13 protein-coding genes are annotated in these 12,316 nt (G+C 44.5%); 9 read left to right on the top strand and 4 right to left on the bottom strand.

The window, feature by feature from the left end:
* Positions 1-2: 2 nt before the first annotated feature.
* Complete coding sequence (locus AC5FX4_RS04665; protein ID WP_493605317.1) at positions 3-1,331, bottom strand: ABC transporter permease; 1,329 nt, start codon at positions 1,329-1,331, stop codon at positions 3-5.
* Positions 1,328-2,014: an ABC transporter ATP-binding protein gene (locus AC5FX4_RS04670; protein WP_493605318.1), complete on the bottom strand. Its 687-nt coding sequence runs from the start codon at positions 2,012-2,014 to the stop codon at positions 1,328-1,330. The genes AC5FX4_RS04665 and AC5FX4_RS04670 overlap by 4 nt, the downstream gene beginning before the upstream one ends.
* A gap of 200 nt (positions 2,015-2,214) precedes the next feature.
* Between AC5FX4_RS04670 and AC5FX4_RS04675 the strand changes: the two genes are divergently transcribed.
* The 5 genes from AC5FX4_RS04675 to AC5FX4_RS04695 all read left to right on the top strand — a co-directional run bounded on the left by AC5FX4_RS04675 (position 2,215) and on the right by AC5FX4_RS04695 (position 7,649).
* Positions 2,215-3,321, top strand: coding sequence for a phosphoribosylaminoimidazolesuccinocarboxamide synthase (locus tag AC5FX4_RS04675; protein ID WP_493605319.1), 1,107 nt, complete (start codon positions 2,215-2,217; stop codon positions 3,319-3,321).
* Between the two features lie 129 nt (positions 3,322-3,450).
* Positions 3,451-4,101, top strand: coding sequence for a methylamine utilization protein (locus AC5FX4_RS04680; protein WP_493605320.1), 651 nt, complete (start codon positions 3,451-3,453; stop codon positions 4,099-4,101).
* The gene (locus tag AC5FX4_RS04685) at positions 4,091-6,406 is read left to right on the top strand and encodes a bifunctional diguanylate cyclase/phosphodiesterase (RefSeq protein ID WP_493605321.1); all 2,316 of its coding nucleotides are present in this window, start codon (positions 4,091-4,093) and stop codon (positions 6,404-6,406) included. The genes AC5FX4_RS04680 and AC5FX4_RS04685 overlap by 11 nt, the downstream gene beginning before the upstream one ends.
* A complete protein-coding gene (locus tag AC5FX4_RS04690) occupies positions 6,393-7,214 on the top strand; it encodes a DUF3034 family protein (RefSeq protein ID WP_493605322.1) in 822 nt (273 codons plus the stop codon). Before AC5FX4_RS04685 ends, AC5FX4_RS04690 begins: the two co-directional genes overlap by 14 nt.
* Positions 7,215-7,259: 45 nt before the next feature.
* Positions 7,260-7,649 (top strand): group I truncated hemoglobin, encoded by a 390-nt coding sequence (locus AC5FX4_RS04695; protein WP_493607772.1) that lies wholly within the window; start codon positions 7,260-7,262, stop codon positions 7,647-7,649.
* Here the strand turns inward: AC5FX4_RS04695 and AC5FX4_RS04700 are convergent.
* Positions 7,639-8,658, bottom strand: a complete 1,020-nt coding sequence (locus tag AC5FX4_RS04700; RefSeq protein ID WP_493605323.1) for a glycosyltransferase family 9 protein — start codon at positions 8,656-8,658, stop codon at positions 7,639-7,641. The genes AC5FX4_RS04695 and AC5FX4_RS04700 overlap by 11 nt on opposite strands.
* Before the next feature lie 96 nt (positions 8,659-8,754).
* Here AC5FX4_RS04700 and AC5FX4_RS04705 point away from each other — a divergent pair, with 96 nt between their 5' ends.
* Positions 8,755-9,582 (top strand): sulfurtransferase, encoded by an 828-nt coding sequence (locus tag AC5FX4_RS04705; RefSeq protein WP_493605324.1) that lies wholly within the window; start codon positions 8,755-8,757, stop codon positions 9,580-9,582.
* A 3-nt stretch (positions 9,583-9,585) separates the two neighbouring features.
* On the opposite strand, the gene AC5FX4_RS04710 is transcribed toward AC5FX4_RS04705, so the two are convergent.
* Positions 9,586-9,915 (bottom strand): C1orf53 family protein, encoded by a 330-nt coding sequence (locus AC5FX4_RS04710; RefSeq protein WP_493605325.1) that lies wholly within the window; start codon positions 9,913-9,915, stop codon positions 9,586-9,588.
* 10 nt (positions 9,916-9,925) lie between these two features.
* Between AC5FX4_RS04710 and AC5FX4_RS04715 the strand changes: the two genes are divergently transcribed.
* The 3 genes from AC5FX4_RS04715 (at position 9,926) to AC5FX4_RS04725 (ending at position 12,315) form a co-directional block, all read left to right on the top strand.
* Positions 9,926-10,276, top strand: coding sequence for a hypothetical protein (locus tag AC5FX4_RS04715; RefSeq protein ID WP_493605326.1), 351 nt, complete (start codon positions 9,926-9,928; stop codon positions 10,274-10,276).
* A gap of 17 nt (positions 10,277-10,293) precedes the next feature.
* Positions 10,294-10,767: a GNAT family N-acetyltransferase gene (locus AC5FX4_RS04720; RefSeq protein WP_493605327.1), complete on the top strand. Its 474-nt coding sequence runs from the start codon at positions 10,294-10,296 to the stop codon at positions 10,765-10,767.
* Between the two features lie 99 nt (positions 10,768-10,866).
* Complete coding sequence (locus tag AC5FX4_RS04725) at positions 10,867-12,315, top strand: KAP family P-loop NTPase fold protein (RefSeq protein ID WP_493605328.1); 1,449 nt, start codon at positions 10,867-10,869, stop codon at positions 12,313-12,315.
* The last annotated feature ends 1 nt before the right edge of the window (position 12,316 follow it).

Below are 12,316 nucleotides of genomic sequence, written 5' to 3' on the forward strand. Positions count from 1 at the left end.
CTCTATATTTTAATGCTCATGCCATCGGCTAGGGAATAAAAGTAAGCCCGCGCAGCAGGAATAATGCCCATTAAGGTGCCAGCGAGCATAATACCCGCTAATAAGCCAAGTTCATAGTGAGAGAACCAAGTTGCGCTGACTGCCACACCAAATTGACTTTGCACCACAGGGGCTATGCTCATTAGCAAAGTGTAAAACAGCGCAATTCCCCCAAGACAACCAAACACGGTAAGTAACACAGCCTCAACACTCAGTAGGCTGAAAATATGTCCAGGTCTTGCGCCAACAGAACGCAAAATAGCAAGCTCTCTACGACGTTGATTGAGGGTGGCCAGTAAGGTGGTAAGCATGCCCAATAAACTAACAAGGACCACGACAATAGAAAACAGCAGCAAGATTTTCTCGACGATGTCCAACATTTCCCACAGCTCTCGCAATGTCACACCCGGCATAATCGCCAGTAGTGGCTCGTCTTTGTATTGATTGATATTACGACGCACCTGCAACGTGTACAACGGTGAGTCAAAACCCATCAAAAAGGCCGTGATCTGTTTTGGTGAGCCAATGAGATCAGCAGGTTGCGAGTCTGGCGCTTTATGATCGTGTTCATGCTCAAGTTCATGCGTGTTTTCATGTTCATGTGCACTTTTAAGAGCGGGTCTAATTGGTTGTGAAAGCGCGCGTGGTGATGCCGAGTTTTTATGTATATTGTCGATGGCAATCAAAGGGACATGCAAGGTTTTATCAACGGGGGTACCGGTAGGTGCTAAAATGCCAACAACGGTCATTGGGTTATCATCATGATGATGAAAGCTGGTGTTTCCCATTCCATGAGAAATAATGATGTGATCACCTAGGTGGTAACCAAGTTTATTTGCCACTTCACTGCCAAGCACTACTTCGTGACCATTATGAAACGCGCGGCCAGCCTGAAAATGCAAGTTTTGCTTTTTACCATATCGGTAATGGACGAAATACTGTTCATCGGTACCGAGCACGGCGTGGCCTTTATGGCTATCGCCAAGGCTTATTGGGATCGTCCAAGCGACCCCTTTGCGGCTTTTGATGTCTTGATAGCTATGCCAACTTACGCCGTTATTGCTATGGCCAATACGAAACACACTGGCAAGGAGCAGCTGAATATCCCCGGTGCGTGCGCCCACAATCAGATCGGTGCCTGATACGGTATTACTAAAGCTACTTTTCGCTTCGACACGAACTCGCTCAATGCTCAGTAACAACATGACGCTGATAGCGATGGTGCACAGTGTCAGCGCAACGCTCGCACGTCGATTCCAGCTACTTTTCAGGGCAAGTTTTAGTAAGGTCATGGGCTAACCTCGTTGATACTGTCCAAGCTGATTTGTCGGTCAAAAGCGCTCGCTAAACTTTTGTCATGGCTTACAAAAAGGATGGTTGCTTGATACGCCTTCGCTTGTGTAAACAGCATATCAATGAATGCTTGACGCGCATCGGCGTCCAGTGCAGAGGTAGGTTCATCGGCAATGATTACTTCCGGTTGACCGATAAACGCACGGGCGGCGGCAACACGTTGTTGCTGACCAATACTTAATTGCGATACAGACAGTTTAAGGGTTGAGTCGTCAATACCGAGGGCTCGCAGTAAATGCAGGGCTTCAGCTTCGACACTTTGTCTTTGTTTCACGGCTTTATTGGCTCGAGATATTGAAAACTCACATCCTAGAGTGACATTGTCGAGTGGGCTTAAGTAGGGCAATAAATTAAAGCTTTGAAAAATGGTACCGATGTGGTCAGCGCGAAAGCGATCTCGTTTGCTGGCACTTAGCTTGCCAAGCGATTGATTTAATATCTCAATGTCACCTTGCTGTATTGTATGAATGCCCGCTAACAGTCCTAACAAGGTCGACTTACCACTGCCACTTGGACCATGTAAAAAGACTTTTTCGCCTTGATTGATATTGAGCTGTTGAATGTGCAGGGTGGGGGCTTTTTGCCCAGGCCATACATAGACCAAATCTCGAACTGTTATCATCAATATACCTTCAGTGCCATTATGCACTTGATGTTATATTAGTTTTTGGGTGTGCAAAACCATAGCACGCTAAAATTGAAACTTTGTGCGACAAATGCGTTGTTGATTGTGATTTTGCCGCTGAACGATTATTATAACGCCTCCTAACCCCCTCATATTTTTGCACCCTTTAGCAAGGTGCATCCGGCCTTGGAGTAATAATGAGTAGCTACAAAGTTTTAGACGTCAATGACGATCTACCAATTCGCACAAAAGGTGCGGTTCACAGTGGTAAAGTACGTTCAGTTTACTGGCTCACCGATGAAGATAGTGCCCGATTGATCTCGGAAAAAGGCTACGATGTACCAAAAGGTACTGAGCTTGCGATCATGGTGATCTCAGATAGGATCTCGGCATTTGACTGTATTTGGCAAGGCGAGAATGGCTTAAATGGCGTGCCTGGTAAAGGTATTGCCTTGAACAGTGTGGCAGCACATTGGTTTAAGTTGTTCGACCAAGCAGGCCTTGCTGGTAACCATATTGTCGATATTCCACACCCATACGTTTGGATCGTTCGTAAAGCCAGCACCGTGAGAGTGGAAGCCATTGCGCGTCAGTATATTACCGGCAGTATGTGGCGAGATTACGCCAAAGGTGAGCGTGAGTTTTGCGGTATTGAATTGCCAGAAGGCTTAGTGGCAAATCAAAAATTGCCAGAGCTGCTGATCACGCCTTCAACCAAAGGTATCATTACCGGTCTTGATGATGTGCCTGCGGTAGATGATGTCAATATCACGCGTAAAAACATCACCGATAACTTAGCGGCATTTAACTTCAAGTCAATTGACGATGTCAGCAAGTATGAGCAGTTATTAACTGAAGGTTTTCAGCTCATTAGTGAGCAATTAGCGGGTCTAGATCAAATCTTTGTAGATACCAAGTTTGAATTTGGCTACGTCGAAGATACCGACGGCCAAGATAAGCTGATCTACATTGATGAAGTGGGTACGCCTGATTCGTCTCGCATTTGGGATGGTCCTGCATATCGTGATGGCAAAATTATTGAAAACTCTAAAGAAGGTTTCCGTCAATTATTGATCAATAACGTGCCAGATAGTGACGTCTTATTGAATAAAGACCGCATGAGCGAGCGCGAAGCATTGGCAAAAGGTTACAAATTGCCAGTGGATGTGATGATGTCTGTATCAGACACTTACGTGGGCATTGCGAGTAAAATAGTGGGTGAAAACCTGCAGATCCCAACTGATCCGCGTGGCGATGTCATTCGTATTTTAGATCAACAATATGGCTTGATCGATAACGCGTAATTCGCTTCATTTTAACCAATAAACAGCAATTTATGCTGTTTATTGGTTGTTATATAGCAAATGCCTTGCAATTACCCGTGTGGTCATTTTTACTTAAGGATAATGTTGCTATGAATCAAAAGGCAGGGTATGCCATTTCGTAAGCTGTGTAACCATCCAGCTTCTCTCATTACTTACTTATTAACGGGTTTTGCTGCTTTTTGCGTTCAAGCAAAGACGCTCGTCATCGTTGATCAGTTTGACCAACCTGTTGAAAATGCCGTTATCGAGTTGCTTAACTATCAATCACAAACGCCACCATCAGACATTGCCGTGATGGATCAGGTGGATAAACAGTTCTCCCCTAAGTTGTTAACCATCGTTGCAGGGCAACAAGTTTCTTTTCCGAACAGCGATGATATTCGCCACCATGTTTATTCGTTTTCTCCTGCCAAGCCATTCGAATTGAAGCTCTATGCGGGTACACCTAAGGCCCCCATTGTCTTTGAAAATTCAGGGGTTGTGGTTCTGGGCTGTAACATTCATGATTCTATGGTGGGTTATATTTACGTCGGTCAGAGTCCAGCAACCTTTGTGTCGAACGCACAAGGTGAAGTCTTGTTACCTGAAGATGCCAGTGAATATCTACTTTGGCACCCAGAGCAAAGCGACAATATTGATGAGCGTCGCACGGTGAGTTGGCAAGCCGGCCATAAGAAAAATAAGGTGAGTGTGGATCTCGTCACACCTGCGCCTCGCAATACCTTTGGTGAAAAATTTAAGGAGCATCATGGGCACTAGTTTAAAACAGCGCATTATATTTTTATGTGTTGGCTTAGTCTTGTTAAGCGCGATAGCCAGTTTGGCGAGTTTTTGGTGGTCAACGAGCCACTTTAACGAACGTCAAGTACAGCAAGATATTCAAGTTGCTCAAAATGTTTACCAACAATATTTGAAGGCAAAAGAGCGCCTGTTGGTGACTGCCGCAACGGTGTTGACGGCCGACTTTGGTTTTAAACAAGCTGTGGCAACACGTGATGCAGATACCATCAGTAGCGTACTATACAACCACAGTCAGCGCATCGATGCGGATCTCATGTTGTTGTTTGATACCCGTGGCAAACTTATTTCTGCGAATCAAAATAATGTAGCGCTTGCTGAAGACCCTACTTTGTTGATGAAGCAACTGTTACAGCAAGGTGATAACTCTACCTTTTTAGTCATTGGCGATAAGCTGTATCAAGTCATTCTACTGCCAGTAAAGGCGCCACGTACCATTGCTTACAGCATGGTGGGTTTTGTGATTGATACCGATGTTGCCAAAGAGCTGAAAGCATTAACTGGCATGGAGATGAGTTTTGTTGCTCACTCAACGGGCTTAAAAACCACATCAATAGAAAATCATCCACAAAATATTTCGTTGTTGGAGTTTATTGAAAACCAAAAAATAAGCCGTTGGTTTTGGCAAGACCCCGTTTATCGCAGTGCAGAAGTACCGTTAACCGCGTTGGAAAACAATCCCATTAGTGTGGTGCTCAGCGCAGATCTGTCTGAGCATTATCGCGAGTTTGATAAGTTAGTGTTTACGGTTATTTCTTTGTCACTTGGTACCATTGTTATTAGTTTTGTCACCAGTGGTGTACTGGCTAATAACTTAACCACACCATTGCAACAGCTAACGGTAATGGCCAAGCAATTTGCGCAAGGAAATTATCAGGCCAAAATAGCAGAGTCTCGGCCAAGCAAAGAAGTGTGTGAACTCGTTGATGCATTTCAAAACATGGGGGAAGACATTCAAACCCGTGAAGAAAAAATTAGTTTTCAAGCCCGTCACGATACTTTGACTGGGTTTTACAATCGTATGGCTGCGTTGGAAATGCTAGCTGAGCAACTTGATGAAGCTCGTTTATTTCATTTGATTGCTATCGACATTAAAGGCCTACGTCACATCAATGACAAGTTAGGACCTAGAATAGGCGACGGGTGTTTACAAGCGGTAGCCCAGCGTATTACCGACTTCACAGCACAAATTAACGGCTTTAATACCCGTTTGGGTGGAGATGAATTTTTACTGGTATTGGAAGCGCCTGTCGACACTTCAATTAGCCAATCGGTTTGCGAATTGCAAAGTGCACTCAGCGAGTGCTACGAGATCCAAAATTTAGATATTCATTTACGCTTTAGTATTGGCGCGATCAGTTATCCTGAACAGGCGCAAATGCCAGAAGATTTAGTTCGAAGAGCGTTGATAGCTGTAGATATGGCGGCGCAAGGCGGGCAGGATGTGTACTTCTATCAAGATGGAGAGGATGAGGCGCATTTAGAGCGCTTACAGATCATTGACGAACTTAAGCAGGCATTGCAAAGCGATGATGGCCAGTTATTTATGGCATACCAGCCGAAACTCAATATCAATAATGGACAGATAGACAAAGTGGAAGCGTTGATCCGCTGGCAACGTGCCAATGGTCAGTGGGTCTCACCTGAGTTATTTATTGATTTGGCTGAACAATCTGGTTTGATAGTGGAATTAACGCAGTGGGTTGTCAGTAATGTGGTAAAACAAGTGGGTATATGGCTGCATGAAGGTTTAACCATGAAAGCAGCCATTAATGTGTCGGCGCAAGACATCATAGATGAAAACTTTATACCACACTTAGAAAATATGTTGGTGATCCATCAGGTGCCAGCCAACCTTATCACCATCGAGCTGACCGAACGCGACATGATAGAAAATGAAGCACGAGGCATTGCTGCATTGAAGGCACTTAAGGCGATTGGCGCGATGATCTCATTGGATGATTACGGAGTGGGGCAAACTTCGTTAGGGCGTTTAAAGAGTTTGCCGATTGATGAACTGAAACTCGACAAAGTGTTTATATTAAAGCTCAACGAATCATACCAAGACCAATGTATTGTGCAGTCAACGATTACGCTTGGTCATCAATTGGGCTTTTCGGTGGTGTCTGAAGGGGTTGAAAACCAAGAGTCTTTACATTTATTGAAACAGATGCGCTGCGATTATGCACAGGGATACCTACTGAGTAAGCCTTTGCCTGCAATAGAGTTTATTAACTGGTTAGGTAATTACCATGAAGTGGGTTAGTGCATGTTTTTTATTCATACTTAGCTGGCAGGCCTTAGCGGCTGGCAAATTGTTAGCCACACCAGGGGTCTCGCAAATTGAGGGCAGTGCGGGTGGTGGCTTAGTGCCGTGGGCACAATTAGCTGGATATGCCAGCGAAGATGAATGGTCACTAAGTGGCTTTTGTTCTCGAGGCGACGTTAAAAACTACCGTCTTGACGTATGTGGGGTACAAGCCAATTTATTTGACCGTATGGAATTGAGTTACGCGAAGCAAGAGTTTGATGTACCCGCACTTAACACCGGCATAGAGCAATCTGTCAGCGCCATTAAGGTGAGATTATACGGTGATATTGTTTACAGTCATTGGCCACAGTTGAGCGTTGGGCTGCAACATAAATCACTCAAGGATGCGAGTATCGCTACCTTACTTGGTGCCGAAAAAAGCCAAGGTAACGATGTTTATATCGCAATGAGCAAGCTGCATTTAGGTGCGCTGGCCGGTTACAACTGGTTTTGGAATATCACGGCACGTCACAGTGACGCTAATCAAATCGGGCTGTTAGGGTTTGGCGGACCTCATGGCAACAAAACATGGCTATTTGAAGCCAGCAGTGCGGTTTTTTTATCACGACATTGGGCCATCGGCGCTGAGTTTAGAGAAAAGCCCGATCATTTAGGACTTGGAGAGAACCACTGGCGAGATGTGTTTATCGCTTGGTTTCCTAACAAACACTTTAATATTACCGCTGCCAAGCTGGATTTAGGTTCGATAGCTGGTGTTGATCAGCAAACGGGTTGGTATTTATCTGTCACGGGGTACTTTTAGATGAAGCTGTTTATGCGAGCTAAAAACAGTTGTTTGGCATTGCTGATGGTTGCACTGCTTGGTGCTTGCCAAAGTACGCCGAGTACCCTCTATCAACAAGTGGGCGCACAAGCAGGACTGAACAAGTTGGTTGATGCCTTTATCAGTCAAATTGGTCAAGATGAGGTGATATTTCATTATTTTAAAAACAGTAATGTGAGCCATTTTAGGGCGGGTTTTGTCGCGCATCTGTGTGATGTGCTAGATGGGCCTTGTGAGTACGGTGGTGATAACATGGTGCAAATTCACACGGGTATGCATATTCCTGAGCATGATTTTAACCACACTGTAGACTTACTGATAAACGCAATGAACGAAGTGGGCATTGCCCACCCCGTGCAAAATCAAATTTTGGCGCGCCTAGCCCCCATGCGCAGTGACATTATCAAGCGTTAACAATCTGTGTGAGCATGCTACTCGCTGCTTGTGTGATCTGTTCTGGCTTGATAGCTTCTATGATTTTCTCGTCGTTTAAACTACAGCTATTGCTGGTTAAGGCAATAAAGTGATGATTTTTTGGTGCGACTACCGACCAAGGCGAAGTACCAAAACCCACGACGGCCACACAAGGGGTATCAACCGCGGCAGCCATGTGCATCGGCCCCGAATCGATACTGATCATTAAATCGCAAGCGGCAATACAATCCACCAATTCGGTGAGGGTAGTTTTGCCACTGAGGTTTTCAACCGAAACCTTTTCTGCTGACAACGCATCGGTTAATACCTGATTGTCACTTTGTTCCGACGGATCGCCAAGTAAGTAGTAATGTACTTGATGCTGTTGTGATAAAGCTAAAAGTGTTTGCAGCGCCAGCGCTTTGGGGTAATGCCGAGGACCTTTATTCTGGCCGCCAAAATACACACCAATGGACAAAACGCCTTCTTGCTTGGTCACTAACTGTGTTTCGTCATAATGCAATTGTGGGAGTATATGTTCGCTAAACGGATGACCGTGGCAGTCATTGACCAAGCGGCAATAGCGCTGAATGTAGTGATGATTGATGTTGAGTTTTAATCCATGGCTCAAAAGTGGTGTGCGGCCATTTTGGCGATAGCCGAGCACACGTTTAACTCCCGCTAATTTACATAATACCGCTTCACCTAATGAGCCGCGAAATAGGACCGCCATCGCGAAATTATATCGTTTGAGAGACTTGGCCATTGACCACATTGAGTGTTTATCACTTCTGTCATAGCGCTTGTCGCTGATCACCTTGATTTGATATTGCTCGTCACGGGCAAAAATGTCACACATGTAAGGTCTGGCTAGTACATGGATCTCATTGTTGGGATAAAGCTGGTGCAGCATGGCAATGGCGGGGAGCGTATTAATGGCATCGCCAATAAATTTGGGTAACACCACCAAAATGGCACCCGTTACTTGGTTGGGATCGAGTTGTTTCAAAATAATGTCGCCATTGTATTGCGCTTATGAATAGTGATTAGTATAACTTGAGCGTATTGCGAATTTCACCCCTTGTTGGCGAATAAAGGATTTAAAATGAAAAACTTGAAAAGCTGTGACTGGCTTGTTGAAAATATAACGCAGGTGCAGATCTTGGATGCTGGCATTGCGCCAGTGGGCACATCCAAACCTTATGATCCGCCCGCCATTATCCAAGGTGCAAAGCGCTTTGATATTAGTGGCGCTTTTGCTGATCCTGAGAGCCCGCTTTCAAACACCATGTGCAGTGCCCAGCAGTTTCAAGCCAATGTGCGTCAACTGGGTATTGATGACAGTGATACTATAGTGGTTTATGACGACTTGGGCTTATTTAGTGCCGCGAGAGCTTGGTGGATGTTCAAGAGCATGGGGTTTGACAATGTGTATGTGTTGGATGGCGGCTTAGTGCAATGGCAAAAGTTGGCACTGCCTACTGCACAACATTATGCGCAAACGACGGAAGTTGGAAATTTCATAGCTAAGCCAAGAGTAGGCTACTTTATTAATAAAGATAAAGTATTGTCCGCGATTGAAGATGAATCGGTTTGCGTGCTAGACGCAAGAGGCGCAAAACGTTTTAGCAGTGAAGACCCAGAGCCGCGCGAAAATATGCGCAGTGGCCATATTCCAAACAGTAAAAATTTACCCTATAAGTCGATACTGGATGAAAACAGTTTGGTTAAACCTGTGCACGAGTTACAAGCACTATTTGATGGTTTAAATATCGGCGATCAAGCACTGCAGTTTAGCTGTGGTTCAGGCATCACCGCCTGCATGCTGGCATTGGCCGCCGACGAATGCGGATATACCAACCTGAGTGTCTATGATGGTTCGTGGAGCGAATGGGGCTTACCAAGTGACTTGCCGGTTGAAACGGGGAATTAACAGCTAATTAAATGGGCAATGGCGGCAGCCATTGCCGCAGCAACTACCACGTTTTAGATGTGCCCAACGGCTCATTACCAGCAGGCCATTTTCTATGTCGTAATCTAACCCTTCGACAGCGGCTGAATGCTTATATGGGCGAGCCAAATCAAGCTGAGCTTTAATAGGTTGGGTGCTTATGCCCTCAATATGTGCTCTAATTGCTTGGAGCAAACAACTTCGGCATAAACATCCAGATACTTTGCTAACTGGCAATATATTGGGCAATGCCATGCACCAGCACTGCGCATCGGCGCTACACTCAAGTGTTTGACCACATTTAGAACAAGACATATTTTTCACCATGAATAACAACTCGACAGATCTTAACACAGCTCACTATCAAGATTTAGCAACATTGGCGCGTTTAGAGGCTGATTATCAGCAAGTTTACGGGCGATTAAGCGCTTACTCTCAAGCGAATGTGGTCTATATCCTAAGCAATGACGACATCTGTGCAGCACTGACACAAGTGATGCAAGGTATGGTTGATATTGATGAATTAGACATGTGGGCGGGTTTACTGGAAATGCGTGGCGATATTGATCACAGCCAAGTTGAGGGGGTGTTATATGCACTGGCAAACCCCGATCAAATGGGGGACCTTACCCTCGAAAAAGTGAGCCAGATGCTCACCCTATTAAAAGAAAAATAAATAAGGAATATGAATTAATGCCACTCAATCCCAAAGCAATCCAACACCATTATCAAGATGAACACTTTACTTTGCATGTGATGCAGCCAAAGTTTAGCGAGCCGGACTATGCGTTGGTTATGCGCAATCAGGCAAGGCTTCGTGAGCTTTTTGTGGGGCAAACCGATTGGCCCAAGCCGGATATGACGCTGGCCGATAATACTTCAGCGATGAAACATCATTTACGTGAGTTTAATGAAAATATTGCGTATGGCTTTTGTGTGTTCGATGCCGATGATAAAGAATGTATTGGTACTGTGTATATTGATGCCAGCGAGGTTGACGGCTATGACTGCGAGCTGCACTACTGGCTAGATGAAAGCTTGCTTAAGCTTGAGCCTATTTTAGAAGAACGAATGCTAACATGGCTTAAAACTCAGTGGGGGTTTGAAAACCCTGCGCTGGTTGCCAGAGCAATACCACTAGAGCAGTGGCAGGCAATGAAAGCATAGGGTTTTACACGCTACAAACTTACTTGTCACAGGTGTCGAACTGCCATAGGATAATGGCAACAGTTAAGTCATTGATTGTAATGTACAAGGAACTACGCATTGAGCAAAAAACAGAGCCATAATGACCAACCTACCGCACAACCTTGCGAATTTTTGGGTACAGAGAAATTTATCACCAACATTTCACACGACATTATCCATTCCGATAGCCCCAAAACCATAGCCATTACAGGGTATTGGGGGAGCGGTAAAACATCTTGCTTAGCGGGTGCTTATAAAGCTGTGACAGGTGCTGCTCCAGTAGAATTTGCAACACACAATGGCGATGAAGAGGCGTTCGATGGTGAATGTGTCGGTATTTGGTTTGAAGCCTGGCGTTATCAACATGAAAAAACACCGATTGTTGCGCTATTACATTGTATTCAGAGGCACTTTTCAACAAGCACCAAGTTTATTAACTCGGCAGGAAAATTAGCGAGTATTTCTATATTAGGCGCACTTTCGGTGATTGATGGCGTGATGAAAAAGGCCACGGGGGCTACAGGCTTCGATAAAGTGCAGGCAATGGGTGAAAAGTACGAAAAAGATCATTTATTAACTCGACTCGCGCCAGATCAAATTAATAATGCATTAACCGAAGCTGTTAAAGCGCTCATTGGCGAAAAAAAGAAAAAGCTGGTTATTTTTATCGATGATTTGGACCGCTGTGAGCCTGAAATGGCCTATAAATTACTAGAAGGGCTGAAACTCTATCTAAACATTCCTAATTGTACCGTGGTGATGGCCATTGACCAGCAACAAATCGAGCGTTTTTTACAAAAGCAGTTTATCGATCTAGTGCCTGAACAACAGGTACAGGCGAAGAGTCAATACAGTTATTTGGGCGTAGAGTATTTAGAAAAACTATGCCAAGAGGCACACCGATTACCAATGCCTTTGCATCAGCAGAAAACGGATTTTTTTATGGAGCATTTAGATGAGTTGCATAATAGCCATCCGGATCAGAGGTTTTTAGAGGATCTAAGAGTGATTTTGGATCAATACGATTGCTTACCTGCAAACCCTCGACGACTAAAAATGATCAGTAATCGTGTGGCTAGCTACTTACGTAAGGTACAAGCAAACAAGCTCATTAGTCCTGAACAAAGTGATAGGTTTTATGCTCAGTTTATCCCAATAGAAGCGGGAAAGCGTGAAGAGCTGTTATTGGCATGTGTGCTGATCGTAGCAAGTTTAGCGGTGAGTTACAGACGAATATATGAGAGCGTTGAGCTTCGAGATGATGGAGCGATGGATATATACGACTTTTGCAAAGCAATAAACGACGAAAAAGTATATGACAAAGCGAGCTCTGCATTTTATGAGCTAAATAAAGACCATTTTGATGCAAAAACTCAGACGAAGTATGAGCACCCTAGCGATTTGAGCGTATTCAAAATAAAGCCATTATTTGAAGATGAAACAGGGATCGCGGAACACTGCAATACACAACCAGAGGCTGTAAGTGATATTATGCACCAGCTTATCTGCCATTATAATTATCACTAGG

This window comes from Pseudoalteromonas sp. ATL1, from assembly GCF_058933015.1.